This is a genomic window from Micromonospora halophytica (assembly GCF_900090245.1).
GTDB classification, from domain to species: domain Bacteria; phylum Actinomycetota; class Actinomycetes; order Mycobacteriales; family Micromonosporaceae; genus Micromonospora; species Micromonospora halophytica.
Window position 1 is genome coordinate 36,576 of the sequence record NZ_FMDN01000011.1, and the last position, 26,287, is coordinate 62,862.

General features: G+C 73.4%; 19 protein-coding genes. 14 read left to right on the forward strand and 5 right to left on the reverse strand.

Annotation, left to right across the window (positions count from 1 at the left end):
- Nucleotides 1-31: 31 nt before the first annotated feature.
- The gene (locus GA0070560_RS16365; protein WP_091297814.1) at nucleotides 32-1,849 is read right to left on the reverse strand and encodes a SpoIIE family protein phosphatase; all 1,818 of its coding nucleotides are present in this window, start codon (nucleotides 1,847-1,849) and stop codon (nucleotides 32-34) included.
- A 147-nt stretch (nucleotides 1,850-1,996) separates the two neighbouring features.
- Here GA0070560_RS16365 and GA0070560_RS16370 point away from each other — a divergent pair, with 147 nt between their 5' ends.
- Nucleotides 1,997-2,923: a 2-hydroxyacid dehydrogenase gene (locus tag GA0070560_RS16370; RefSeq protein ID WP_091297818.1), complete on the forward strand. Its 927-nt coding sequence runs from the start codon at nucleotides 1,997-1,999 to the stop codon at nucleotides 2,921-2,923.
- Between the two features lie 9 nt (nucleotides 2,924-2,932).
- On the opposite strand, the gene GA0070560_RS16375 is transcribed toward GA0070560_RS16370, so the two are convergent.
- Nucleotides 2,933-3,307 (reverse strand): PH domain-containing protein, encoded by a 375-nt coding sequence (locus GA0070560_RS16375; RefSeq protein WP_091297822.1) that lies wholly within the window; start codon nucleotides 3,305-3,307, stop codon nucleotides 2,933-2,935.
- 205 nt (nucleotides 3,308-3,512) lie between these two features.
- Between GA0070560_RS16375 and GA0070560_RS16380 the strand changes: the two genes are divergently transcribed.
- Nucleotides 3,513-6,098, forward strand: a complete 2,586-nt coding sequence (locus GA0070560_RS16380) for a putative bifunctional diguanylate cyclase/phosphodiesterase (protein ID WP_245675550.1) — start codon at nucleotides 3,513-3,515, stop codon at nucleotides 6,096-6,098.
- A gap of 32 nt (nucleotides 6,099-6,130) precedes the next feature.
- Here the strand turns inward: GA0070560_RS16380 and GA0070560_RS16385 are convergent, their stop codons facing one another.
- On the reverse strand, nucleotides 6,131-7,150 hold the full coding sequence (locus GA0070560_RS16385; protein ID WP_091297828.1) for a LacI family DNA-binding transcriptional regulator: 1,020 nt from the start codon (nucleotides 7,148-7,150) through the stop codon (nucleotides 6,131-6,133).
- A 380-nt stretch (nucleotides 7,151-7,530) separates the two neighbouring features.
- Between GA0070560_RS16385 and GA0070560_RS16390 the strand changes: the two genes are divergently transcribed.
- The 6 genes from GA0070560_RS16390 to GA0070560_RS16415 all read left to right on the forward strand — a co-directional run bounded on the left by GA0070560_RS16390 (nucleotide 7,531) and on the right by GA0070560_RS16415 (nucleotide 15,569).
- Entirely contained in the window at nucleotides 7,531-8,808 is a 1,278-nt protein-coding gene (locus GA0070560_RS16390; RefSeq protein WP_091297832.1) for an ABC transporter substrate-binding protein, read from the forward strand.
- 119 nt (nucleotides 8,809-8,927) lie between these two features.
- Nucleotides 8,928-9,941 carry a carbohydrate ABC transporter permease gene (locus tag GA0070560_RS16395; RefSeq protein ID WP_091297836.1) on the forward strand — a complete coding sequence of 338 codons (1,014 nt, stop codon included), beginning with the start codon at nucleotides 8,928-8,930 and terminating at the stop codon, nucleotides 9,939-9,941.
- Nucleotides 9,942-9,994: 53 nt separating this feature from the next.
- A complete protein-coding gene (locus GA0070560_RS16400; RefSeq protein WP_170839441.1) occupies nucleotides 9,995-10,837 on the forward strand; it encodes a carbohydrate ABC transporter permease in 843 nt (280 codons plus the stop codon).
- Nucleotides 10,834-13,299, forward strand: a complete 2,466-nt coding sequence (locus tag GA0070560_RS16405; protein ID WP_091297844.1) for a glycoside hydrolase family 2 protein — start codon at nucleotides 10,834-10,836, stop codon at nucleotides 13,297-13,299. Before GA0070560_RS16400 ends, GA0070560_RS16405 begins: the two co-directional genes overlap by 4 nt.
- Nucleotides 13,300-13,569: 270 nt before the next feature.
- Complete coding sequence (locus tag GA0070560_RS16410) at nucleotides 13,570-13,908, forward strand: ArsR/SmtB family transcription factor (RefSeq protein WP_091298225.1); 339 nt, start codon at nucleotides 13,570-13,572, stop codon at nucleotides 13,906-13,908.
- Nucleotides 13,905-15,569 carry a SulP family inorganic anion transporter gene (locus GA0070560_RS16415; RefSeq protein WP_091297848.1) on the forward strand — a complete coding sequence of 555 codons (1,665 nt, stop codon included), beginning with the start codon at nucleotides 13,905-13,907 and terminating at the stop codon, nucleotides 15,567-15,569. The genes GA0070560_RS16410 and GA0070560_RS16415 overlap by 4 nt, the downstream gene beginning before the upstream one ends.
- Nucleotides 15,570-15,642: 73 nt before the next feature.
- Here GA0070560_RS16415 and ilvD read toward each other — a convergent pair whose 3' ends face one another.
- Entirely contained in the window at nucleotides 15,643-17,490 is a 1,848-nt protein-coding gene (gene ilvD / locus GA0070560_RS16420) for a dihydroxy-acid dehydratase (protein WP_091298228.1), read from the reverse strand.
- 128 nt (nucleotides 17,491-17,618) lie between these two features.
- Between ilvD and GA0070560_RS16425 the strand changes: the two genes are divergently transcribed.
- From GA0070560_RS16425 to serA, 6 genes are all read left to right on the forward strand, one after another.
- Nucleotides 17,619-20,000, forward strand: a complete 2,382-nt coding sequence (locus tag GA0070560_RS16425) for a putative bifunctional diguanylate cyclase/phosphodiesterase (RefSeq protein ID WP_425412661.1) — start codon at nucleotides 17,619-17,621, stop codon at nucleotides 19,998-20,000.
- Nucleotides 20,001-20,237: 237 nt separating this feature from the next.
- Entirely contained in the window at nucleotides 20,238-22,154 is a 1,917-nt protein-coding gene (locus GA0070560_RS16430; protein WP_091297855.1) for an acetolactate synthase large subunit, read from the forward strand.
- Nucleotides 22,155-22,156: 2 nt separating this feature from the next.
- A complete protein-coding gene (locus GA0070560_RS29815; RefSeq protein WP_281184414.1) occupies nucleotides 22,157-22,279 on the forward strand; it encodes a hypothetical protein in 123 nt (40 codons plus the stop codon).
- Entirely contained in the window at nucleotides 22,276-22,791 is a 516-nt protein-coding gene (gene ilvN, locus GA0070560_RS16435) for an acetolactate synthase small subunit (RefSeq protein WP_088977814.1), read from the forward strand. The genes GA0070560_RS29815 and ilvN overlap by 4 nt, the downstream gene beginning before the upstream one ends.
- 79 nt (nucleotides 22,792-22,870) lie before the next feature.
- Nucleotides 22,871-23,884, forward strand: a complete 1,014-nt coding sequence (gene ilvC / locus GA0070560_RS16440; protein ID WP_091297858.1) for a ketol-acid reductoisomerase — start codon at nucleotides 22,871-22,873, stop codon at nucleotides 23,882-23,884.
- A 258-nt stretch (nucleotides 23,885-24,142) separates the two neighbouring features.
- On the forward strand, nucleotides 24,143-25,741 hold the full coding sequence (gene serA, locus GA0070560_RS16445) for a phosphoglycerate dehydrogenase (protein WP_091297862.1): 1,599 nt from the start codon (nucleotides 24,143-24,145) through the stop codon (nucleotides 25,739-25,741).
- A 100-nt stretch (nucleotides 25,742-25,841) separates the two neighbouring features.
- On the opposite strand, the gene GA0070560_RS16450 is transcribed toward serA, so the two are convergent.
- Nucleotides 25,842-26,198: a hypothetical protein gene (locus GA0070560_RS16450; RefSeq protein ID WP_091297866.1), complete on the reverse strand. Its 357-nt coding sequence runs from the start codon at nucleotides 26,196-26,198 to the stop codon at nucleotides 25,842-25,844.
- Nucleotides 26,199-26,287: the final 89 nt, after the last annotated feature.

Genomic DNA, 26,287 nt, shown 5'->3' on the forward strand with positions numbered 1-26,287 from the left:
CGCTGACGCCTCCCGGGTGGGACCGTCCCGCTCAGCGGGCCCGGACGGCGAGCAGCGCGACGTCGTCCTCCCGCCGCTGAGGGCTGCCGAGCAGCAGGTCGCAGAGCTCGGCGAGCGGGAGCCGGGCGGTGTCGGCGAGCAGGTCCACCAGTTCGGCCAGCGTCTCGTCGATCGGCCGGTCCCGGCGTTCCACCAGCCCGTCGGTGTAGAGCAGCAGGGTGTCCCCGACCGCCAGAGACGACTGGCGGCTGGTACGCGGGGAGGGCCGGCTCAGACCGAGCAACGGCTCGCGGGGGCCGCCCAGGGTGCGTACGGCGCCGCCGGCGGTCACCACCAGCGGCGGCGGGTGCCCGGCGTTGCACCAGCTCACCGCCAGGCCGTCGGCGGTGGGGCCGAGCCGGGCCAGGGTCGCGGTGACGGCGGCCGGGATACGCAGCCCGGAGATCGCCGCGTCCAGCCGGCTCATCTGCTCGTGCACCGGGTCGGTCCGGCCGAAGGCGTCACCGCGGACCAGGTTGCGCACCTGGCCCATGGTCGCGGCGGCCTCGATGTCGTGGCCGGCGACGTCCCCGATCGCCACCATCAGGTCCCCGTCGGGCTGCACGAAGGCGTCGTACCAGTCGCCGCCCACCTCGACCCGGTCGGCCACCGGCTGGTAGCGGGCGGCCAGCTCGACCATCGGGCTCTCGGGCAGCGAGGGCAGCATGCTGTGCTGCAGCACCTCGGCGACGTGGCGCTGCTCGCCGTACATCCAGCTGTTGCCGACCGCCTGCCCGGCGCGGCGGCCGATCTCCACCGCGGTGCGCAGGTCGCTGTCGTCGAAGGGCCGCCGGCCGGTCCCGTTGATCAGCGTGATGCTTCCCATGACGCCCGCGCCGCCGGGCGCCGGCACCGGCACCGTCAGATGGGAGGCGAAACCCAGCCGTTCGGCGAGCGCGACCATCTCCGGGTCGTCGGTGGCCCGCTTCAGGTCCGCCACGGTGGCCGCGCCGCCGAGGACGGGCTGCCCGGTGCGCAACACCGTCCGGGTGACCGAGTGGGGGCCGAGCCGCGTGGTCATCAGTTCGGCGAACCGGACCACCCCGGCGGCGTGGGTCGGGTCGCGGTGCACCCCGGTGGCCCGGCGCGGCTGCCGGGCCCGGTCGACCAGGGTCACCAGCGCCCAGTCGGCCAGCAGCGGCACCATCGCGTCGGCCAGCCGGCTGACCGCCGTGTCGACGTCCAGCGTGCGGCTGAGGGTCTCGCTCAACCCGGCCAGCAGTTCGAGCCGGTCGTGCGCCTCCTCGGCGCGCCGTCTGGCCTCCTCGGCGCCGTCCAGCGCGATCCGCAGCCGCAGCTCCGACGAGCAGGCGGCGGCCAGGTCGGCGAGGGTCCGCAGCTGGGCGGCGGTCCATGCCCGGGGCTTGCTGTCGACGGCGCACAGCGAGCCGAGCACCCGGCCGTCGAGGTCGGTCAGCGGGATGCCCGCGTACGCGATGACGCCCAGTTCGGCGATGGCGAGGTTCTGCCGTACCCGCGGATGGAGCCGGGCGTCGGGCAGCACCATCGGGGTCTCGAGGTCGACCACGTGCTGGCAGAACGAGTGGGTCAGCGGGGTCTCCCGGCGTCCCGCCCAGGGCTCGGGCAGGCCGACCGCGCCGGGGAAGAACTGCCGGGTGTCGGTGACCAGGGAGACCAGCGCGACCGGCACGTCGAGCAGGTCGCCGACCAGCCGGGCGAAGCGTTCGAAGGCCTCGTCGGGGGCAGCGTCCAGGCCGGTGTCGGCCAGCGACCGGAGCCGGCCCGGGTCGTCGAGCGCGGGAATGGCGGTCGCGGGCGGCCGGTCGGCTCCCGGGGGGCGCTCGCTCATCGGCCTCCTGTCCACGGTCGTACGGGACGCCGCTCGACGCTCCGGAGACCGCTTATACCCATGTCGGGGGCCGCGCCACCACGGATGTCGAAGGTCGGCGCCCGGCGGCCGCGCCAGGGGCCGCGACGGCCGCTATCGTCGGCGGGCGTGAAGGTATGGATCCCGCACCCGGCCGGAGTCGGACTGCTCGGCGAGGTGCCCCCGGGCGTCACCGTCGAGCCCTGGACGGAGCCGGCGGCGCCGCCGTCGGACCCGGCGGGGGTGCGGTTCTGGGTGCCGCCGTTCCTGGCCGGCGGGGACGTCACCGCGATGCTGGCGCGGCTGCCCGACCTGGCGGTGGTGCAGCTGCTCTCCGCCGGCGCGGACGCCTGGGCCGGGCGCGTCCCGGACGGCGTGACGCTCTGCGACGCGCGGGGCGTGCACGACGCCGGCACCGCCGAGTGGGTGGTCACCGCGATCCTGGCCCAGCTGCGGAACTTCCCCGCGATGGCGCGCGCCCAGGCCCGCCGCGAGTGGGCGTACGCCGACGTCACCCCGACCGACGAGCTGACCGGCAAGCGGGTGCTGATCGTCGGCGCGGGTTCGATCGGCGCGGCGGTGCAGGCCCGGCTGGCCCCGTTCGACGTCGAGTTCACCCTGGTCGCCCGCACCGCCCGCCCCGTCGACGGGGTGCACGGGACCGACGAGCTGCCCCGGCTGCTCCCGAAGGCCGACGTGGTGGTCCTGCTGGTGCCGCTGACCGAGGCCACCCGGGGGATGGTGGACGAGAAGTTCCTCGCCGCGATGCCGGACGGGGCGCTGCTGGTCAACGCCGCCCGGGGGCCGGTGGCGCGGACGGCGGCGCTGGTCGCCGAGTTGGCGAGCGGCCGGCTGCGTGCCGCGCTGGACGTGACCGACCCGGAGCCGCTGCCGGTGGAGCACCCGCTCTGGGAGCTGCCGAACGTGCTGCTGACCCCGCACGTCGCGGGCTCGGTACGCGGCCTGCTGCCCCGGGCGTACCGGCTGGTCGGCGCGCAGGTCCGCCGGTTCGCGGCAGGAGAGCCGCTGGTCAACACGGTGGTGGACGGCTACTGAGCGGTGTGTTCAGCGGGTGCCGGGCAGGCTCTGGCCGGTGGCCTGGACGAGCCGGGGGAGGTCGGTGCCGCGTACCGCCGGCAGGAGGACCTCCTGCCCGTCGTCGAGGCGGGCGACCGCCCGGCCGCGCGGGTCGGTGGCCAGCTCGACGACCTGCTCCCAGGGGATCCGCCGGCCACCGGCGAGCGCGGTCAGCCGCAGCTCGCGGGCGTCGGCGTCGGTGCCGGACCGCCACGCCCAGAAGGCGACGGCGAGTGGTACCAGCAGCACCGGCAGCAGGTACCACTCGGCGGTGGCCAGCGGCAGCGACCCGATCAGGGCGACGATTGCCGCGACCAGGATGGCCTGGTGGTGCCGGAAGCGGATGGTGTCGGTGCGACTCACCCTCCGATGATCCCACCCTGGGGCCGGGCCAGGGTCCACCGGGCGTCCGGACGGTGACAGTCACCATGCTTTAGTGACGCGGGTCACTTCCGGGCGGCGTAACCGGCATGACGACCGGTCGTTTGCGGGGATGGCGTGTGTCGGATATCCGTCCGCGCCGAGCACCGTCGCACCGCCCCGTGTCCCCCTCACGAAGGCGACCGCCGTGCCATACGCGTACCTCGTCCGTCGCCTGCCGCCCGCGGTGGCCGCCCTGCTGGCGGTGACCGCGTCGCTGGTGGGAGCCGCCCTGGCCGGCGTTCTCCCGTCGCTGGCCGCCACGACGCTGGCCGGCGCGGCCGGCTGCGTCCTGGCCGGTGTCCGGCTCGCCCGGTCGGCCGCCGTCCGGGGTCGTGTCCGGGCGGTCCGGCGCCGTCGCCGGGCCGCCGTGCTGCTCGACGCCGCCGTGCTGGTCGTCGGCCTGACCGTGGCCGTCCTGCCGCTGGCCGCCCCGCCGCAGCGCCCCGACGTGGTGGCAGCGGGCCTGCTCGCCGCGACCGGGCTGTACGGCGCCGGTCTGCTCACGCTGCCCGGTCACTCCCGGCTGACGCCCCGGGTCCGGCTGCGCCGGACCGTCGACACCGTCGGCCTCGGCGCCGCCCTGGTCTTCGCCGGCTGGGTGCTGCTCCCGCCCGGCGAGGTGCCGCCGGTGGTCCGGGTGGTGACCGTGGTCGGCGCGGCCGGGCTGGCCGGGCTGCTGGTGAGCGCGCTCGCCGAGCACCGCCGTCGACCCGGGGCGGCGCTCTGCCGGGCCGGCGCGGCCGCCACCCTGTTCGGGCTGGCCGACCTGGTGGTGCTGCTGGCCTACCGGGCGCCGCAGCAGGCGACGCTGACCGCGGTGCCGCTCCTTGTGGCCGGCGCGCTGCTCACCGCGGCCGGGATGGCCCGGGTCGCGGCCGGCGAGCCGCCGCTCGGCGGTGGACCGGCGGCGACCTGGCCACGGGTGACCGTGCCGGCCGCGGTGGCCACCCTGGCGGCCGGGCACCACCTCTGGGCCGTGGGCAGCTTCACCCCGGCCGCCGTCCTGCTCGGGCTGGCGGTGATCCCGCCGCTGATCGCCCGGGAACTGATCACCGCGGCGGACAACCGGGACCAGGCGCGGCGGCTGGCGGCCCGGGAGGCGCACTTCCGGGCGCTGGTCTCCGGCGGCCGGGACCTGATCCTGATCCTCGACGACGAGCTGCGGGTGCGCTGGCTCTCCGCGGCCGGCGCACGGTGGTTCGGGCTGCGTGACGACGAGGTGCGTGGCCGTCGTCTCGCCGACCTGCTGCACCCCGACGACGCCCCCGGCGCGCTGGCCCGCCTCGCAGCCGACCCGGCCGGGGCGCAGCCGCCCCTGCTGGTGGCCCGGATGGCCACCGGCGACGGCGGCTGGCGGGAGACCGAGGCGACCGTGAGCGACCAGCGCGGGGTGCCCGAGGTCGGCGCGGTGGTGCTGCACGTACGCGACATCGGCGAGCGCCGCCGGCTGGAGCGGGAGGTACGTCGGCTCGCCGCCACCGACCTGCTCACCGGCCTGGCCAACCGGAGCGAACTGCTGCGTTCGCTGGGCGCGCGACGGGGGCAGCCGGGCGGCGCGCTGCTCCTGGTGGAGCTGCACGGCCTCGGCGGGCTCTCCGACGGGGCGGGGCCGGCGGTGGGCGAGGCCCTGCTGGTCACCGCCGCCCGCCGGCTGCGCGACGTGGCGGGCCCTCGCGACCTGGTGGCCCGGGTCGGCGCGGAGGAGTTCGCCGTGCTCACCGATGCCGGCCCGGTCCCGGCGTACGCGTTGGGCAGCCGGCTGGTGGCCGCGCTGGCGGAGCCCTGCCCGGTGCCCGGGGAACTGGTCCGGCTGCGGGTGAGCGTCGGTCTGGCGGAGCTGGCCGGGGCCGGTGCGGAGGACGCCCTGCGCCAGGCGGACCTCGCCCGGCGGCGGGCCGCGCAGCTCGGCCGCAACCGTGTCGAGTGGTACGACGCCTACCTGGAGGAGCAGCTGGTCCGCCGGCTGGACCTGGAGCGGGAGCTGCCGGGCGCGGTCGCCCGGGGCGAGTTGGACCTGGTCTACCAGCCGGTGCTGGGCCTGGCCGACCGGCTGCCGGTGGGGACGGAGGCGTTGCTGCGCTGGCGCAGCCCGGTGCTGGGCACGGTGCTCCCGGCCGAGCTGCTGCCGGTCGCCGAGGACCTGGGCCTCGTCGGGGACCTGGGGTGGTGGGTGCTGCACCAGGCCTGCCGACAGCTCGCCGGCTGGTCGGCCGAGGGCCGCGACCTCTGGATGGCGGTCAACGTGACCCCCCGCGAGCTGCTGGCGCCGGACTTCCTGCCCCGGGTGGCGTCGATCCTGGCCGGGCACGGCGTGCCGGCCGACCGGCTGGTGATCGAGGTGGCCGAGCCCCGCCTCGGCGCCGAGCTGCCGACCGTGGTGGCCCGGCTGGCCGGGCTGCGCTCGCTGGGCGTCCGGACGGCGCTGGACGACTTCCGGGCCGAGCAGGCGTCCCTGGCGCAGCTCCGCCGCCTCCCGATCGACCTGCTCAAGATCCGGCCGCAGCCGGCGGAGACGCCGGACGGGCCGCAGTGGCCGCTGATCGACGTGGTGGTCAGCCTCGGCGAGCGGCTCGGGCTCTCGGTGGTGGTGGAGGAGCTGGAGTCCGACTCCGACGTCGACCGGGCCTGCCGGGCCGGCTGCCGGTACGGCCAGGGGTTCGCGCTGGCCCGTCCGGCCACCGCCGAGCGGGTGGAGGCGCTCTTCGAGGAGTTCCCGTCGGCGTCTCGCTGACCCGCCTGGCGTTCAGTGCCCGCTGAACCGGTTCACCCCCGTCGGGGCGGGGCGGTGCTGCCCCGGGGTGTGAGGTGGGCGGTCTCGTCCTGCAGACCGGTCACCGGCTCGCCCGCGATGACCGCGAGCAGCTGCCGGGCGGCGTGCGCGCCGTACGCGGGGATGTCCCGCCCGAGCGCGGTCAGCGGCGGGTGCACCAGCTGGCAGAGCGGGGAGTCGTCCCAGGCCACGATGGACAGGTCGCCCGGGACGGCGAGCCCCATCTCCTGGGCGACCGAGAGCCCGGCGATCGCCATCACGTCGTTGTCGTAGATGACCGCGGTGGGCCGGTTGGCGGAGCTGAGCAGGCGGCGGGTGGCCCGGGCGCCCTCCTCGCCGGTGTAGTCCGACCAGACGGTGGCCGCCTCGTCGAGCCCGAGCCGCCGGCACACCTCGCCGAAGGCGTCGGTGCGGATCTCGGTGTGCAGCAGCGAGGGCAGGCCGCCGACCCGGGCGATCCGCCGGTGCCCGAGCGCCACCAGGTATTCCACCGTCTCCACCAGCGCCGCCGCGTCGTCGGACCAGACGCTGGTCAGGCTGCCCGTGTGCCCCGGCCCGCCGATCACCACCGCCGGTAGTTGCAGCTCCTCCAGGGCGGGGATCCGCCGGTCGTCGGTGCGCAGGTCGCAGACGAACACCCCGTCTACCCGGCGTTCGGCCCACCAGCGCCGGTAGACCGCGATCTCCGCCTCCTGGTCGGCCACCACCTGGAGGGTCAGCGCGTACGACCGGGCGGAGAGTTCCGCCTCGACGCCGCTGATCAGCTCCATGAAGAACGGCTCGATGCCCAGTATCCGGGCCGGTCGGCACAGGGCCAGGCCGACGGCGTTGGCGGTGGCCCCGGAGAGCGCGCGGGCGGCGCTGCTCGGGCTGAAGCCGATCTCGGCGGCGATGGCCAGGATCCGTTGGCGGGTGGCCTCCGATACTCCGGGCTGTCCGTTGAGCGCGTACGACACCGCGCCCTTGGACACCCCGGCGCGTCGGGCGACGTCGGCGATGGTCGGCCGCTTCACCGGCGTGCTCCTCAATCCTCACGGCCCCACGGGCCGGTCCACGGCGCCGGGATCACCGGCGGCCCTCACGCTATCGCGACCCCGCCGGGCGGTGCCCTGGGCGGGGTCGCGCTGATCCGTCGTACGGAGCGGTTTCTTGCGCGGTTAAGCCTACGGCCTCTCTCGCGCGGCAATGCCACCCCCGTTGCGTGGTGAATTGCGCGGAAGAGCGCTTCACCACGCATGGTCGCGCTCCCAAGGTTCCCGCTGGTTACGGGACGACTACGGCGTTCATCGCCCGTTGACAGGCCCATGGTCGGCCCGTACGGTGGCCTCACTTATCCGGTTCAGTCAACGTTTCTCGATCTTCGGGAGCGTTCCCATTTTGCGCGGAGGATGACATGAAACGGTCCTGGACCCACTGGGCCCGCGCGGCGGCGGCAGGTGCCGTCAGCCTGCTCATGGTCGCGGCGTGCAGTGGCAGGAGCACCACCGACGACGCCTCCGGCGGCGTCGTCACCCTGAAAATCAACTTCTGGGGCGACTTCGGCCTGCAGGAGCTGAAGACCAGGTACGAGGCCGCCAACCCGAACATCCGGATCCAGCTCAACTCGGGCGAGTACAACGCCCAGCACGAGGACCTGCAGAAGAAGCTGGTGGCCGGCTCGGGCGCCGCGGACATCGCGGCCGTCGACGAGGGCTTCATGGTCCAGTTCCGCGGCCAGTCCGACAAGTTCGTCAACCTCCTCGACAAGGGCGCCGGCTCGTACGAGAGCAAGTACCTGCCCTGGAAGTGGAAGCAGTCGCTGTCGGCCGACGGCAAGACCCAGATCGGCCTCGGCACCGACGTCGGCGGCCTCGCCATGTGTTACCGGACCGACCTGTTCAAGGCCGCCGGGCTGCCCACCGAGCGGGACCAGGTCTCCGCCCTCTGGCCCACCTGGGACAAGTTCATCGAGGTCGGCCAGCAGTACACCGCCAAGACCGACAAGAAGTTCATCGACGCGGGCACCAACCTGTTCAACCCGATCCTGGGCCAGCAGCCGGTCGGCTTCTACAACGACCAGGAACAGCTCCAGATGGAGCAGGGGCCGAAGGTCGCCTTCGACTACACCGTCAAGGCCGTCCAGGCCGGCCTCTCGGCCAACCTGGTCAGCTTCCAGGCCGACTGGGACAAGGGCTTCACCAGCGGCGCCTTCGCCGTCCTCGCCTGCCCGGCGTGGATGCTCGGCCACATCAAGGACACCGCCCCCGGCACCGAGGGCAAGTGGGACATCGCCGCGGTGCCCGGTGGCGGCGGCAACTGGGGCGGCTCGTTCCTGACCATCCCCAAGCAGGGCAAGCACGTCGACGAGGCGTACGAGCTGCTGGAGTGGCTGGTCCAGCCGGAGCAGCAGATCGAGATCTTCAAGAAGGTCGGCAACCTGCCGTCGCAGCCGGCCCTCTACGCCGACCCGGCGATCGCCGAGTTCAAGAACCCGTTCTTCAACGACGCCCCGGTCGGGCAGATCTTCCCGAAGATGGCGCAGGGCCTGACCCCGCAGTACCTGGGCAGGAAGAACGGCCCGACCCGGGTCGCGGTGGAGAACGTCATCCGCCGGGTGGAGAACAAGACCCTGAAGCCGGACGCCGCCTGGGCGGAGGCGGTCAAGGAGGCCGAGAAGGCCGGCAAGTCCTGACGCTCCGGTGACCGGTGGCGGAGCGGGCCCGACCGCTCCGCCACCCCGGGCCGCCGCCCGGTCGAGGCCACCCCGCACCGCCCGTACCCCGTCACCTCTTCGGCCCTGGAGTGTGTCCCATGTCCACCACCCGTGCCGCGCCCGCGCAGTCGCGCCGCCGAGCCGCGCCAGGGCGCGGCGGCTCCGGACCCGACGAGCGAAGGCTCAACTGGCGCAACCGGCTGTACCGCTTCGACATGCGCTACATGCCGTACCTGATGATCGCGCCGTTCTTCCTGCTCTTCATCGTCTTCGGGCTCTTCCCGCTGGTCTTCAACGGCGTGGTGTCGCTGCGCAACTACCGGCTGGACGACCCGACGCTGCCGTACTGGGCCGGGTTCGAGAACTTCACCCGGCTCGCCGGCGACGAGGATTTCTGGAACGCGCTCTACAACACCTTCGGCATCTTCCTGCTCTCCTCGGTGCCGCAACTGCTGCTGGCGCTGGTGGTGGCCTCGCTGCTCAACCGCAAGCTGCGCGCGCAGACCTGGTGGCGGGTCGGCATCCTGCTGCCGTACGTGACCCCGATCGTCGCCTCGTCGATGGTGTTCAGCGTCTTCTTCTCCCGCGACTTCGGCATGGCCAACTGGGTGCTCGGCCTGTTCGGCTACGGCAGCCCGGAGGCCCCGATCGACTGGCGGGCCGACAAGCCGCACTCCTGGACCGCCATCGCCACGATGGTCAACTGGAAGTGGATCGGCTACAACGCGCTGCTCTACCTGGCCGCCATGCAGTCCATCCCGCGCGACGTGTACGAGGCGGCGGCGATCGACGGCGCCGGGCCGTGGAAGCAGCTGTGGAAGATCACCGTGCCGATGATCCAGCCGGTCATCGTCTTCACCGTGGTCCTCTCCACCATCGGCGGCCTCCAACTCTTCACCGAGCCGATGCTGTTCGACCCGAACGCGCAGGCCGCCACCGGCGGGCCGAACGGCGAGTGGCAGACCATCGCCCAGCTCATCTACAAGGTCGGCTGGAAGGACCTCAACCTCGGCTACGCCGCCGCCATGTCCTGGGCGCTGTTCCTGATCATCCTGGTCGTCGCCGGCGTCAACACGCTGCTGACGAACCGTCTCTCGGGAGGTCGCAAATGACTGTCGCCCCGCCGCGTCCCACCGCGGGGGTGCGGCGCAACAGGCCGGCGCTGATGGGCCGGGCGCCGCAGGACACCCCGGCCGGCCTCGGGACGTACCTGCTGCTGGCCGTCACCATGCTCTTCGCGGCGTTCCCGCTGTACTGGATGTTCGTCATCGCCACCAGCAACGACGAGGCGCTGGCGAAGCTGCCGCCGGCCGTCGTGCCCGGTGACCGGTTCATGACCAACGTCGACGAGGTCTTCTCCCTCCAGGACGTCTACTTCGCCGCCAGCCTGGTCAACAGCCTCATCGTCTCCAGCGTGGTGACCGCCTCGGTGCTCTTCTTCTGCTCGCTGGCCGGGTTCGCCTTCGCCAAGCTGCGCTTCGCCGGCCGCAACGCGCTGATGCTCTTCGTGATCCTCACCCTGACCGTGCCCAACCAGCTCGGCATCGTGGCGCTCTACATCGTGATGGGCAGGCTCGGCTGGAACGGCACCCTGCTCGCGGTCATCGCGCCCGGCCTGGTCACCGCGTTCGGGGTGTTCTACATGCGCCAGTTCATCGTCAACACGGTCCCCGACGAGCTGGTCGAGTCGGCCCGGGTCGACGGCGCCACCACCATGCGCGTCTACGGGAACATCGTGCTGCCGGCGATCCGCCCGGCCCTGGCCGTGCTCGGCCTGCTGACCTTCGTCGCCACCTGGAACGACTTCCAGTGGCCGCTGATCACGCTGAGCGGCACCGACTACCCGACCTCGATGGTGGCCATCTCCGACCTGGCCAGTGGCAACTACGTCATCTACCGGCGGGTGCTGGCCGGCGCGTTCATCGCCACGGTGCCGCTGCTGGTCATGCTCTTCATCGGCGGCCGGCAGATCGTCCGCGGAATCATGGAAGGTGCGGTGAAGTCGTGACCCGACAGACGGTGCACGAGGGCTGGACGCTGCGGGCCGTACCGGGGGAGCAGGTGCCGGCGCACATCGCCGGCCGGGCCGTGCCGGCCACCGTGCCCGGCTGCGTGCACACCGACCTGCTCGCCGCCGGCCTGATCCCCGAGCCGTTCCTCGACGCCAACGAGACGGAGCTGACCTGGATCGGGCGCACCGACTGGGTCTACGAGACCAGCTTCGAACACCGGCCCGGTGACGACGACCGGGTCGACCTGGTCTGCGCCGGCCTGGACACGGTCGCCACCGTCACCCTCAACGACGTCGAGGTGGGCCGGACCGAGAACATGCACCGCGGCCACCGCTTCGACGTCACATCGCTGCTGCGGCCGGGGACGAACACCCTCGCCGTCCGGTTCGACTCGGCCTACCGCTACGCCGAGGCGCACCGGGACCGGCTCGGCGACCGGCCGAACGCCTACCCCGAGCCGTTCCAGTTCATCCGCAAGATGGCCTGCAACTTCGGCTGGGACTGGGGTCCGACGCTGGTCACCGCCGGCATCTGGCAGGAGATCGGGCTGCACGCCTGGTCCACCGCCCGGCTCGCCACGGTCCGTCCCCTGGTCACCGTCGCCGACGACGTGGGCCGAATCCAGCTGCACGTCGAGGTCGAGCGGGCGGCCGACGTCCCGGTCACCGTCCGGGCCGCCGTCGCCGGCGCCACCGCCGAGGTGGTCGTCGCGGCGGGGGAGCGCACGGCGGTGGCGACGATCGAGGTCCGCGACCCCGAGCTGTGGTGGCCCCGGGGGTACGGCGCGCAGGCGCTGCACCGCCTCGACGTGACCCTCTGCGCACCCGACGGCCGGGAGCTGGACGGCTGGTCCCGGCGCGTCGGCTTCCGCTCGGTACGCCTGGACACCACCCCGGACGCGCACGGCACCCCCTTCGTCCTGCACGTCAACGACGTCCCGGTCTTCGTCCGCGGCGTCAACTGGATCCCCGACGACCCGTTCCCGAGCCGGATCACCCGCCGGCGGCTGGCGCACCGGTTCGACCAGGCGGCCGACGCCGGAATCAACCTGCTGCGGGTCTGGGGCGGCGGCCGGTACGAGTCGGCGGACTTCTACGAGCTGGCCGACGAGCGGGGCCTGCTGGTCCAGCAGGACTTCCTCTTCGCCTGCGCCGCGTACCCGGAGGAGGAGCCGTTCGCCACCGAGGTGGCCGCCGAGGCGACCGAGGCGGTGACCCGGCTGGCCGGGCACCCGTCGCTGGTGCTCTGGACCGGCAACAACGAGAACATCTGGGGCTGGCACGACTGGGGCTGGCAGGAGGAACTGGCCGGTCGCACCTGGGGTCGGGGCTACTACCTGGACCTGCTGCCCCGGATCGTCGCTGAGCTGGACCCGACCCGCCCGTACTGGCCGGGCAGCCCCTGGTCGGGCAGCGACGAGATCCACCCCAACGACCCGGCGCACGGCACCATGCACATCTGGGACGTGTGGAACACCGACGACTATACGAAGTACCGGGAGTACGTCCCGCGTTTCGTCGCCGAGTTCGGCTACCAGGCGCCCCCGGCGTACGCGACGCTGCGCCGGGCGCTGTCCGACGAGCCGCTGGCGCACGACTCGCCCGGCATGGCGCACCACCAGAAGGCCGCCGACGGCGACGCGAAGCTGCAGCGCGGCCTCGACGCGCACCTGCCCGTCCCGGCGGACTTCGACGACTGGCACTACCTCACCCAGCTCAACCAGGCCCGGGCGATCCAGCTCGGGGTGGAACACTTCCGTTCGCACCGGGACGTCTGCGCCGGCACCATCGTCTGGCAGCTCAACGACTGCTGGCCGGTCACCTCGTGGGCGGCGATCGACGGCGACGGGCGGCGCAAGCCGCTCTGGTACGCGCTGCGCCGGGCGTACGCCGACCGGCTGCTCACCGTCCAGCCCCGTGACGGCGGCCTGGCCCTGGTGGCGGTCAACGAGACCGGCCGGCCGTGGCGGGCGCCGGCGACGGTGACCCGGCTGACCCTGGCCGGCGAACCACGGGCGAAGACCGGGTACGAGCTGGACGTGCCGGCGTACGCGGCGGTGGCGTTGCCGCTGCCGACGGACCTGGCCGGGCCGGAGGAGGCCGCCCGGGAACTGCTGGTGGCCGAGGCCGGCGACGAGGTGGAGCGGGCCCTCTGGTTCTTCGCCGAGGACCGGGACGCCCGCTGGCCGGCGGCCCGCTTCGACGCGACGGTCGAGCCGGTCGACGGCGGGCAGCGGGTCCGGGTGACCGCCCGGACGGTGCTGCGCGACCTGACCCTCTTCCCGGACCGGCTCGACCCGTCCGCCGAGGTGGACCGGGCGCTGGTCACCCTGCTGCCCGGGGAGTCGACCACCTTCACCGTGGCGGCCGACGTGCCCCTGGACCCGGCGGCGTTGACCGCCCGGCCGGTGCTGCGTTGCGTCAACGACATCGACCTGGACAACCTGCGCGCCGAGTGAGCGTGTGACGGCCGGCCGGTGGGTGGTTCCACCGGCCGGCCCCGCACGTCGTCTCCCCCCCCCGGCTTCCTTCTGCTGTCCGGCGGGGCCGGGCGCGATCCATCCGTGCGATCAGGTCCGTAGCGTGCGCGTCGGCCCTCTGCGGGTCGGAACCGCGCCCGCACCCCACGGCCCTGCCGCCTCCCCGCTCCGCCGTCGACTTGAAGAATTGTGCAAGTGCTAAAGTCGTCATGGTGCGGCGTCGGCCGCGCGGTGAAGGAGGCGACGGACGTGTCGGTGCCGCTGTACCAGGCGAAGGCGGAGCTGTTCCGCACCCTCGGGCACCCGGCGCGGATCCGGGTGCTCGAACTGCTCCAGGACGGCCCGAAGCCCGTCCGCGACCTGCTCGCCGCGATCGACGTCGAAGCGTCCAACCTCTCCCAGCAGCTCGCCGTGCTGCGCCGCGCCGGCATGGTCACCACCTGGCGCGACGGCCCGCTCGTGATGTACGCGCTCAGCACCCCCGACGTGGCCGACCTGCTGGCCGCCGGACGGCGCATCCTCGGCGCGGTCCTCACCGACCGGGACGGCCTCCTCGACGAACTGCGCGCCTCGGGAGAGGGCCGGTGAGCAGCGCCGCCGGACTCCTCCGCGACCGCGTTGTCGGCCTGCTCCCCGGCCGCGCCGACTGGGCGGCGGTGCACCGCTCGCCCCGCCGGGACCTGCTCGCCGGCCTGACCGTGGCGGTGGTGGCGCTGCCGCTGGCCCTGGCCTTCGGCGTCACCTCCGGGCTCGGCGCACAGGCCGGCCTGGTCACCGCCGTGGTCGCCGGCGCCGTGGCCGCGATCTTCGGCGGCTCCAACCTCCAGGTGTCCGGCCCCACCGGGGCGATGACCGTCGTACTGGTGCCGGTGGTGCAGCAGTTCGGCCCGACCGGAGTGCTGATGGTCGGTGCGCTGGCCGGGCTGATCCTCGTCGCCCTGGCGCTGGCCCGCCTCGGCCGGTACGTCCGCTACCTGCCCACCCCGGTGATCGAGGGCTTCACCGCCGGCATCGCCGTGGTCATCGCCCTGCAACAGGTGCCCGCCGCGCTCGGCGTCACCGACGCCCACGGCGAGCGGGTCTGGGCGGTGGCGGCCGACGCGGTCGCCCGGTTCGTCGTACACCCCCGGCCGGCGGCCGTCGCGGTGGCCCTCGGCGTCGCGGCGCTGATGCTGCTCGGCGCCCGCTGGCGGCCCGGCCTGCCGTTCTCCCTGCTCGGGGTCGCCGCCGCGACGGTGCTCGCCGAGACCACCCCGGTCGACCTGGTCCGCATCGGTGCGCTGCCGCAGGGCCTGCCCGCGCCGTCGCTCGGCTTCCTCGACCCCGGCGCGCTCGGCGTGCTGCTGCCCTCCGCGCTCGCGGTGGCCGCCCTCGCCGCCCTGGAGAGCCTGCTGTCGGCCACCGTCGCGGACGCCATGACGGTCGGCGAGCGACACGATCCGGAACGGGAACTCTTCGGCCAGGGCCTGGCCAACCTCGCCTCCCCGGTCTTCGGCGGCATCCCGGCCACCGCGGCCATCGCCCGCACCGCCGTCAACGTCCGCGCCGGGGCGTCGTCGAAGCTCGCCGCCCTCACCCACGCGGTCGCCCTGGCCGGGATCGTGCTGGCCGCCGCGCCGCTGGTCGGCCGGATCCCGCTCGCCGCCCTGGCCGGCGTGCTGCTCGCCACCACCGTCCGGATGGTCGAGGCCGGCTCGCTGTGGGCGCTGGCCCGCGCCACCCGGGGCGACGCGCTGGTGCTGGTGCTCACCTTCGCCGTCACCGTCATCTGGGACCTGGTCACCGCCGTCGCGGTCGGCGTCGGCGTCGCGGTGGTGATCGCGCTGCGCGCCGTGGCCCGCAGCGCCAAGCTGGAACAGGTCCCCCTCGACCAGGGCGAACACAGCGCCGAGGAGCACGCGCTGCTCGCCGAGCACATCGTCGCCTACCGGCTCGACGGGCCGCTCTTCTTCGCCGCCGCGCACACCTTCCTGCTGGAACTCTCCGAGGTCGCCGACGTGCGGGTGGTGATCCTGCGGATGTCCCGGGTCACCACCGTCGACGCCACCGGCGCGCAGGTCCTCGGCGACGCGATCCGGCGGCTGCGGGGGCGCGGAATCACCGTGCTGCTCTCCGGCATCACCCCGGGGCACGACCAGGTGCTCACCACCCTCGGGGTGGCCGAGGAGCTACGCCGTGAGGGGTTGGTCTTCCCGGACACCCCGTCGGCCATCCGACACGCCCGCACCCTGGCCCTCACGTCCGCCTGACGGGCCGCCGCTCCGGCGGCTGGTCAGGCGGGTGTGAAGGAGTCGGCCTTCGAGCCGTCGGCCGGCGCCGCGCTCACTCCGGCACCCGGCGGTACGCGCCGTCGCTGGCCGAGGTCGCCATCGAGGCGTACGCGCGCAGCGCCGCCGACACCGGCCGCTGCCGGTCGACGGGCGTGTACGGACGGTCCCGCTTCTCCTGCGCGACCCGCCGGGCGTCCAGCACGTCGTCCGCCACGTTCAGCGAGATCGACCGCCCCGGGATGTCGATGACGATCTCGTCGCCCTCCTGGACGAGCGCGATCAGCCCCCCGGAGGCCGCCTCGGGGGAGACGTGCCCGATGGACAGCCCGGAGGTGCCGCCGGAGAACCGGCCGTCGGTGAGCAGCGCGCAGGCCCGGCCCAGCCCCCGGCCCTTGAGGAACGAGGTGGGGTAGAGCATCTCCTGCATGCCGGGGCCGCCCTTCGGGCCCTCGTACCGGATCACCACGACGTCGCCGGCGACGACCTGCTTGGCGAGGATGGCGGTGACGGCGTCGTCCTGCGACTCGTAGACCTTGGCCGGGCCGCGGAAGGTGAGGCACTCCTCGGGCACCCCGGCGGTCTTGACCACGCAGCCGTCGGGCGCGAGGTTGCCGTGCAGGATGGCCAGCCCACCGTCGGCGCTGTACGCGTGCTCACGGTCGCGGATGCAGCCGCCGGCGGCGTCGGTGTCCAGCGATGACCAGCGGTTGGTGGTGGAGAACGGCTCGGTGGTGCGCACCCCGCCCGGGGCGGCGTGGAACAGCTCGACGGCCGCCGGCTTCGGTGACCCGCCGCGCACGTCCCAGTCGGCGAGCCACTGCGACAGGCTCCGGGAGTGCACCGCGTGCACGTCCCGGTGGAGCAGCCCGGCCCGGTCCAGCTCGCCGAGGATGGCGGGGATGCCGCCGGCCCGGTGCACGTCCTCCATGTGGTACTGCGGCGAGTTCGGGGCGACCTTGGCCAGGCAGGGTACCCGGCGGGAGATCGCGTCGATGTCGGCCACGTCGAAGTCCAGCTCGGCCTCGCGGGCGGCGGCGAGCAGGTGCAGGATCGTGTTTGTCGATCCGCCCATCGCCACGTCGAGGGCGACCGCGTTCTCGATGGCGGCCCGGCTGGCGACGGCGCGGGGCAGCACCGAGGCGTCGTCGCCGTCGTACCACCGCTTGGCGATCTCCACGGCGGTGCGGCCGGCCTCGACGAAGAGCGACCGGCGCGCGGCGTGGGTGGCCAGCGTCGACCCGTTGCCCGGCAGGGCGAGGCCGATCGCCTCGGTCAGGCAGTTCATCGAGTTGGCGGTGAACATGCCGGAGCAGGAGCCGCAGGTCGGGCAGGCGGAGCGCTCGATCTCGCCGAGCTGGTCGTCGGTGACCGCCTCGTTCGAGGAGGCGATCATCGCGTCGATCAGGTCGATCTTGGAGTGCACGACGCCCTCGATCGCCACCGTCTTGCCGGCCTCCATCGGGCCGCCGGAGACGAAGACGGTCGGGATGTTCAGCCGCAGCGCGGCCAGCAGCATGCCCGGGGTGATCTTGTCGCAGTTGGAGATGCAGACCAGGGCGTCCGCGCAGTGCGCGTTGACCATGTACTCCACCGCGTCGGCGATCAGCTCCCGGCTGGGCAGCGAGTAGAGCATGCCGCCGTGGCCCATCGCGATGCCGTCGTCGACCGCGATGGTGTTGAACTCCCGGCCCACCCCGCCGGCCTCGGCCACCGCGTCGGCGACCAGGCCGCCCATGTCCTTGAGGTGTACGTGACCGGGCACGAACTGGGTGAAGCTGTTGGCGATGGCGACGATCGGCTTGCCGAAGTCGTCGTCGGTCATCCCGGTGGCCCGCCACAGGGCCCGGGCGCCGGCCATCGTCCGACCGTGGGTGGAGGTCCTCGACCGCAGCTCAGGCATGGACACCAGTGTGGCACCGCCGGCGCGGTGGCCCCGGCCGGTCCGGACGTGTCCCAACAGATGCGCACCCGGTGCCCCACGGGTCACGCTCATCCGGCACAGTTGAGGACGTGCGTTACACCCCGGGCATGGTCGCGGTCGCGGTCCTGAGCGCCCTGGTGGCCGCGACGGCGACCGCGCTGCTCGCCGGGTCTGCCCGGCGCCGCACCGGTCCGCAGCGCCGGGCGTACGTCCTGCTGGCCGTCGCCGGAGCGGCCGCCCTGGTCGCCCTGCTGGTCGGGGTGATCGTGGAACTCGGCCATTCGCACCAACCACCCCACCCGGCCCGGCTCACCGGCTGGCCCCTGGCGGTCTCCGTCGCCGCGACGCTGAGCGGTCTGGCCGCCGCCGCCGGGCTGCTGCGCCTGCCTGGTGTGGTGGTCAACCGGGCGGCCACGGCCCGGCTGCTGCTCGACGGGCTGATCATGGCGACCGCGCTCTGGTTCGTCGGCTGGGTGGTCTTCTCCGAGCCGACCCGGCTGCTCGGCGCGGCGACCCCGGTCGCCTGCCCGGCGATCCTGCTGGCCTCGGTCAACGCCGCGCTGACCGCCGGGCTGACGCTGATCGTGGTGCTCCGCGCCGCCCCACCCCGCTCGCCGTTCGCGCTGCTCGGCTCGGGCATCACCGCCAGCGCCTTCGGCGGTCTGGGCGTCGCCGCGGGGGTGTGCCAGGGCGGCCTGGGAATGACCCTGTCCGCCGCCGTGCTGCTCGCCCTGGGCCTGCTCGCCGTCGCGCTGGCGGTGTACCGGGGCGACCCGCCGGGGCAGGTCGACGTCGACCTGATCCGCCGCGACGGGGCGTACGCCTTCGTCCCGATGTTCGCGATGGCCGGCTCGGCGATGTACCACCTCGTGCAGGGCGGTCGCTTCGACGCGCTCGGCATCGTGGCCGGCAGCGTCGAGGGCTTCGCCCTGGTCGCCCGGCAGTACCTCACCCTCAACGACATGCGCGGGTACGCGGGCCGGCTGGCCGAGCGCGAGGCGCACTTCCGTGAGCTGGCCCACACCGACGCGCTGACCGGGTTGGCGAACCGCCGGGGCCTGCTGCGCGAGTTGCAGCGCTGCGCCGAGGAGGGGGTCGACTGCGTGCTGCTCGGCCTCGACCTGGACGGCTTCAAGAACGTCAACGACATGCGCGGGCACGACGTGGGTGACCTGGTGCTGGCCGAGGTGGGGCGGCGGCTGCGCGGCAACCTGCGCCCCGGCGACCTGGCCGCCCGGCTCGGCGGCGACGAGTTCGCGGTGCTCATGCGCGGCCGCCCGGCCGACGCCGACGCGGTCGCCCAGCGGCTGCTCGGGGTGCTCGGGCGGGCGTACGAGCAGCCGGACGGGCCGGTCTTCCTCTCGGTCAGCATCGGGGTGGCCGGGCAGGGCGGCGAGCCCGACCAGGCGGCTCTGCTGCGCCACGCCGACCTCGCGCTGCGCTACGCCAAGCAGCGGGGCAAGAACCGGATCGAGCGCTACGACGGCACCCACGACCAGGTGCTGCTGCGGCGTACCCGGGTGGAGCACGAGCTGCGTGGGGCGATCGAGCGCAACGAACTGCGGCTGGTGTTCCAGCCGGTCGCCTCGCTGCCCTCGGTGCGTCCGGTCGGCGCCGAGGCGCTGCTGCGCTGGCACCACCCGGAGCTGGGCAACGTCCGCCCGGACGAGTTCATCCCGCTCGCCGAGGAGTGCGGGATGATCGCGAAGCTGGGTGCCTGGGTGCTGCACCAGGCCTGCTGGCAGCTCTCCCGCTGGCTGGCCGACGGGCACGACGTCTGGGTGTCGGTCAACGTCTCCCCGCGCGAGCTGCACGCCCCGGAGTACGTGGTGCAGGTGGCCGAGGCGCTGCGGGCGCACCATGTGCCGCCGCAGCGGTTGGTGCTGGAGGTCACCGAGCACGCGGTCGCCACCGACCTGGACGAGCTGATCCGCCGGTTGACCGCGCTGCGGCACACCGGCGTCCGGATCGCCCTGGACGACTTCGGCGCCGGCTACTCCTCGCTCGGCCAGTTGCGCCGGCTGCCGATCGACATCCTCAAGATCGACCACAGTCTGGTGGCCGAGCACGAACCGGTCCGCCCGGTGGGACGGGACGGGCCGGCCTTCGCCCCGATGGTCGACATCGTGATGCGACTCGGGCACCAGCTCGGCATGGAGGTCATCGCCGAGGGGGTGACCTCCCCCACCGAACTGGCCGCGGTGGTCGCCGCCGGCTGCCGTTTCGGCCAGGGTGCGCTCTTCGGCTGGGGGGTGCCCGCCGAGCACCTGGAGGCGATGCTGGAGGCCGCCACCTCGCCGGGGGCGCGCCCCTCCCCGGCGCCGCCGCCCGGGCCGCGCCGGGCCGTGCCGTCGCCGTTGCTGCCCCGGTTACGGTCCGACCCGTCCGCGTCGCCGCCGGTGCCGGCGCCCCGTGTCGCACAGGATGGATCTGCGCAGGCCGGGCCGGTTGTCGGGCCTCCGAAGGGGGACGGTGTCCCCCGTTCGTGAACCAACATGTGGGATCAGTTGACTCAGCGCTTGAGATGCGTCAGGCTGGTCCACATGTCGTCGATCCGGTCGCTGCGAGTACTTACCTGAGCGCACTCTCCTCCTCGAGAGTGCGCTGGCCCCGTGCATCTGCACGAGGGCCGTTTTTATTGCCGTCGGACCCTGTCGGGGCGGGTGCCCGCCCCCGTAGCACGTGTCGTTGAGCTCCACCCACTCCAGCCGAAGGCCTGAACCGCCATGACGAGACCCACGCCAGAGACACTCGCCCACTCCGCCCGCCGGGCGCGCACGGTCGCCGAGTCGACCGGCGACGCCGAGCACGCCCCCGCGCCGCGACCCGGCGCCGTCCCGGCCGGTGCCGGCCGGGCCGTCCCCGCCGGGACCACCGCGGCCGCGCGGCAGCCGGTGCCGGCCCAGGTCTCCGGTGCCGGCTCACTCGTGCGGTCCCTGGAAGCCCTCGGTGTCGACGTGGTCTTCGGCATTCCCGGTGGGGCGATCCTGCCGGCCTACGACCCGCTGTACGACTCCACCGTCCGGCACATCCTGGTCCGCCACGAGCAGGGCGCCGGTCACGCCGCCACCGGGTACGCGCAGGCGACCGGCCGGGTCGGCGTCTGCATCGCCACCTCCGGGCCGGGCGCGACCAACCTGGTCACCCCGATCGCCGACGCGTACATGGACTCGGTCCCGATCGTCGCGATCACCGGTCAGGTGGCTCGCCCGTCGATCGGCACGGACGCCTTCCAGGAGGCGGACATCCAGGGCATCACCCTGCCGATCACCAAGCACAACTTCCTGGTCCAGAGCGCCGAGGAGATCCCGCAGGTGCTGGCCGAGGCGTTCCACCTGGCCTCGACCGGGCGGCCCGGGCCGGTGCTGGTCGACATCCCCAAGGACGTCCTCCAGGCGCCGACCACCTTCGCCTGGCCGCCGACCCTCGACCTGCCCGGGTACCGGCCAACGCTGCACCCGCACGGCAAGCAGATCCGCGAGGCGGCCCGGCTGATGGCCGCCGCCCGCCGTCCGGTGCTCTACGTCGGCGGCGGCGTGCTCAAGGCCGGCGCGACCGAGGGGCTGCGCAAGCTCGCCGAGCTGACCGGCATCCCGGTGGTGACCACGCTGATGGCGCTGGGGGCGTTCCCCGACTCGCACCGCCAGCACCTGGGCATGCCCGGCATGCACGGCACCGTCGCCGCGGTCTACGGCCTGCAGAAGTCCGACCTGATCGTGGCGCTCGGCGCCCGCTTCGACGACCGGGTGACCGGTCAGCTGGACTCGTTCGCCCCGGACGCCACGGTGGTGCACGCGGACATCGACCCGGCGGAGATCGGCAAGAACCGGCATGCGGACGTCCCGATCGTCGGCGACGCCCGGCACGTCATCGACGAGCTGATCACCGCGGTCACCAGCGAGCAGAAGGCCGGACACCGGACCGATCTCACCGACTGGTGGACGCAGCTGGACGACCTGCGCGAGCGTTACCCGCTGGGGTACGAGGAGCCGTCCGACGGCACGCTCTCCCCGCAGCACGTGATCAAGCGACTGGGCGAGATCGCCGGCCCGGACGCGATCTACGTGGCGGGTGTCGGCCAGCACCAGATGTGGGCCAGCCAGTTCATCTCGTACGAGAAGCCGGGCACCTGGCTCAACTCCGGCGGCCTCGGCACCATGGGGTACGCCGTCCCGGCGGCGATGGGCGCGAAGGTCGGCCGGCCGGACGCGGTGGTCTGGGCGGTGGACGGCGACGGTTGCTTCCAGATGACCAACCAGGAGCTGGCGACCTGCGCGCTGGAGGGCATCCCGGTCAAGATCGCCGTGATCAACAACGGCAACCTCGGCATGGTCCGCCAGTGGCAGACCCTCTTCTACGGCGAGCGTTACTCCAACACCGAGCTGGGCACCCACAAGCACCGCATCCCGGACTTCGTGAAGCTGGCCGAGGCGCTCGGCTGTGTCGGCCTGCGCTGCGAGAACGCCGAGGACGTGGACCGGACCATCGAGGCCGCGATGGCGATCGACGACGCGCCGGTCGTGATCGACTTCGTGGTCGGCAAGGACGCGATGGTCTGGCCGATGGTGGCCGCCGGCACCAGCAACGACGAGATCATGTTCGCCCGTGGCGTCCGCCCGGCATTCGACGAGGACGAGCTGTAGTCATGGCCGAACGCACCGAGCGCAGCGAGGGCCATGAGGGCATGACGAGGAAGGCGTCGGTCATGGCCGAACGCACCGAGCGCAGCGAGGGCCATGAGGGCATGACGAGGAAGGCACTGCGATGACCATGCACACTCTTTCGGTCCTGGTGGAGAACAAGCCGGGTGTCCTGGCCCGGGTCTCCGGCCTGTTCTCCCGGCGCGGGTTCAACATCGACAGCCTCGCCGTGGGCGAGACCGAGAACCCGGACGTCTCCCGGATCACGATCGTGGTCAACGCCGAGTCGTCCCCGCTGGAGCAGGTGACCAAGCAGCTCAACAAGCTGGTCAACGTCCTGAAGATCGTGGAGCTGGACCCGCAGGTCTCGGTGGCCCGGGAGCTGCTGCTGGTCAAGGTCCGCGCGGACCGCAACGCCCGCGCGCAGGTGCTGGAGACGGTCAACCTGTTCCGCGCCCGGGTGGTCGACGTCGCCCCGGACACGTTGACCATCGAGGCCACCGGCACCCCCGACAAGCTGGACGCGCTGCTGCGCGACCTGGAGCCGTTCGGCATCAAGGAGATGGTCCAGTCCGGCACGGTGGCGATCGGGCGCGGCTCGCGCTCCATCACCGCCGGTCCCGCGCTGCGCGCCGCCTGACCCCGGCGCTGCGCGCCGCCCAACCGCCACCGCACAAGTCCACGACGGCCGTTCGGACCGCCGTACGAAAGGGAAGTCAATGAGCGTTGAGGTGTACTACGACGACGACGCCGACCTGGGTCTGATCCAGGGCCGCAAGGTCGCGGTGATCGGGTACGGCAGCCAGGGCCACGCCCACGCGCTGTCGCTGCGCGACTCCGGCGTCGACGTGGTGATCGGCCTGCCGGCCGGCTCCAGGAGCCGCCCGAAGGCCGAGGAGCAGGGCCTGCGCGTGCTCACGCCGGCCGAGGCGGCGGCCGAGGCCGACGTCATCATGATCCTGGCGCCGGACACCGCCCAGCGGGCGCTCTACGCCGAGTCGATCGCGCCGAACCTGGCCCCCGGCAAGGCGCTCTTCTTCGGCCACGGCTTCAACATCCGGTACGGCCTGATCACCCCGCCGGCCGACGTGGACGTCGCGATGGTGGCCCCGAAGGGCCCCGGCCACCTGGTCCGCCGCCAGTACGTCGACGGCAAGGGCGTGCCCTGCCTGGTCGCCGTCGAGCAGGACGCCAGCGGCAACGCCTTCGCGCTCGCCCTGTCGTACGCCAAGGGCATCGGCGGCACCCGTGCCGGGGCGATCAGGACCACCTTCACCGAGGAGACCGAGACCGACCTCTTCGGCGAGCAGGCGGTGCTCTGCGGTGGCGCGGCGGCGCTGGTGCAGACCGGTTTCGAGGTGCTCACCGAGGCCGGCTACGCGCCCGAGGTGGCCTACTTCGAGTGCCTGCACGAGCTGAAGCTCATCGTCGACCTCATGTACGAGGGCGGCATCGCCCGGATGCGCTACAGCGTCTCCGACACCGCCGAGTACGGCGACCTGTCCCGGGGCCCCCGCATCGTCGACGCCCGGGTCAAGGAGGAGATGCGCAAGATCCTCGGCGAGATCCAGTCCGGCGAGTTCGCCCGCGAGTGGGTGGCCGAGGACGAGGCCGGTCGGCCGAACTTCGCCAAGTGGCGGGCCGAGGGCGCGGCGCATCCGATCGAGGAGACCGGCCAGAAGCTGCGCTCGATGATGAGCTGGGTCGACCGGCCGATCACCGAGACCGCCTGACGTTCCCCGTACGCGGTGACGCGTCCGGCACTCTCCCCGGTGCCGGACGCGTCACCGCTGCCGTCCGTTAACACCCCGGACATGTCTGGTTTGTGAGGGCACTCACCCCGCCGACCGGGACCCGCCGGCCGGGGTGCCACCTACCATCCTTGATAGGTGCGTAGTCGGCACCTGACGGCCATGGCACGGATCAGCGCAGGGGCGCAGCGCGGCGTCCCGACGCCCCGGGCCGACCGCATACGACGTCTACGAGGACCGATGAATCCTGTCGTACTGATCGCCGAAGAACTCGCTCCCGCCGCCATCGAGGTGCTCGCGCACGACTTCGACGTACGCCACGTCGACGGCACCGACCGTCCGGCCCTGCTCTCCGCGCTCTCCGAGGCCGACGCGGTTATCGTGCGCAGCGCCACCCAGATCGACGCCGAGGCGATCGCCGCCGCGCCGCGGCTGAAGGTGGTGGCCCGGGCCGGTGTCGGTCTGGACAACGTCGAGGTGCCGGCCGCGACCGCGCGGGGCGTCATGGTCGTCAACGCCCCCACCTCCAACATCGTCTCCGCCGCCGAGCAGGCCGTCGCGCTGCTGCTCGCCGTCGCCCGCAACACCGCCGCCGCCAGCGCGGCGCTGAAGGCGGGGGAGTGGAAGCGGTCCAAGTACACCGGCGTGGAGCTGCAGGGCAAGACCGTCGGCGTGGTCGGGCTCGGCCGCATCGGCGTGCTCTTCGCGTCTCGTATCGCCGCCTTCGGCACCCGGCTGATCGCGTACGACCCCTACATCCAGCCGGCCCGGGCCGCTCAGCTCGGCGTCCGCCTGGTGGGCCTGGAGGAGTTGCTGCGCGAGGCCGACTTCATCTCCATCCACCTGCCGAAGACCCCGGAGACCGTGGGCCTGATCGGTGAGAAGGAGCTGGCGATCGTCAAGCCGGGCGTGCGCATCGTCAACGCCGCCCGTGGTGGCCTGGTCGACGAGCAGGCCCTCGCGGACGCGATCGCCGAGGGCCGGGTCGCCGGCGTCGGCGTCGACGTGTACGCCAAGGAGCCCTGCACCTCCTCGCCGCTGTTCGCCTTCGACAACGTGGTGGCCACCCCGCACCTGGGCGCCTCCACCCACGAGGCGCAGGACAAGGCGGGCCTGGCCGTGGCGAAGAGCGTCAAGCTGGCGCTGCAGGGCGAGTTCGTCCCGGACGCGGTGAACGTGCAGGCCGGCGGCGTGGTCGCCGAGGACGTCCGCCCGCTGCTGCCGCTGGCCGAGAAGCTGGGTCGGGCGTTCACCGCGGTGGCCGGCGGGATCGCCTCCAGCGTCACCGTCGAGGTGCGCGGTGAGATCGTCAACCACGAGGTCTCGGTGCTCAAGCTCGCCGCCACCAAGGGGCTGTTCAGCTCGGTGGTGGAGGAGCAGGTCACCTACGTCAACGCCCCGCACCTGGCCGCCGAGCGTGGCGTCGAGGTCACCCTCACCACCCAGGCCGAGACGATCGACCACCCGAACCTGGTCACCGTCCGCGGTGCGTTGCCCGACGGCCGTACGGTCAGCGTCTCCGGCACGGTCACCCCGGCCGGCCCCCGTGACGTGATCAAGCTGACCGAGGTGGACGGCTTCGACGTGGAGATCGGCGCGGAGGGCATCCTGCTCTTCCTGCGCTACGTCGACCGTCCGGGCGTGGTCGGCACGGTCGGCACCCTGCTCGGCGAGGCCGGCGTCAACATCGCGGCGATGCAGGTGGCGCGTCGGGAGGCCGGTGGGGAGACGCTGATGACCCTCACCGTCGACCAGGCGCTCGGCGCCGACCTGCTCACCTCGGCCGCCGACTCGATCGGCGCGACCTCGGCGAGCGCGGCGGACCTGCGCGACGAGTAGCCCGCGCACGACGCATCGGGGGCCCGGCCGTCTCGGCCGGGCCCCTCGTCGTGGCCGCCCGGATCGAGCCGGGGGCCACGCCTCGTCGCGCCCGTGGGGGTCAGCGCGCGACGCGGGACGGCGGTGGGTACACCGAGCCGTCCTGGGCGTCGAAGAGCATCAGGTCGTGCTCGCCCGCCAGCCGCTCGATGTCGAGCAGGACCTGGTCCTCGCAGGTCGGCACGAGGTTGAGCTCCACATGGTCGGCGGCCGCGTGCAGCGGCGCGACCTCCCACGGGGTGCCCGGCCCGACGGGCCGGTCGGGATAGGTGGCGGTGATGGCCCGGTAGAAGGCGACCACCCGGGGGTCGGGGTGCCGGTCGCCGTGGCGTCCCTCGCGGCACCGCCGCACCGCGGCGTGGACGTCCTCGGGCGTGGCCCCGTCCGGCAGGGCCCACACGCTGAGATCGAAACTCACGGCGGACAGCGTGCCATCCGCCGTTCACATTCCCGCAACTGACCCGCCGACCAGCGACACGATCGTGACATGGTGTCTGGTCAGGACGG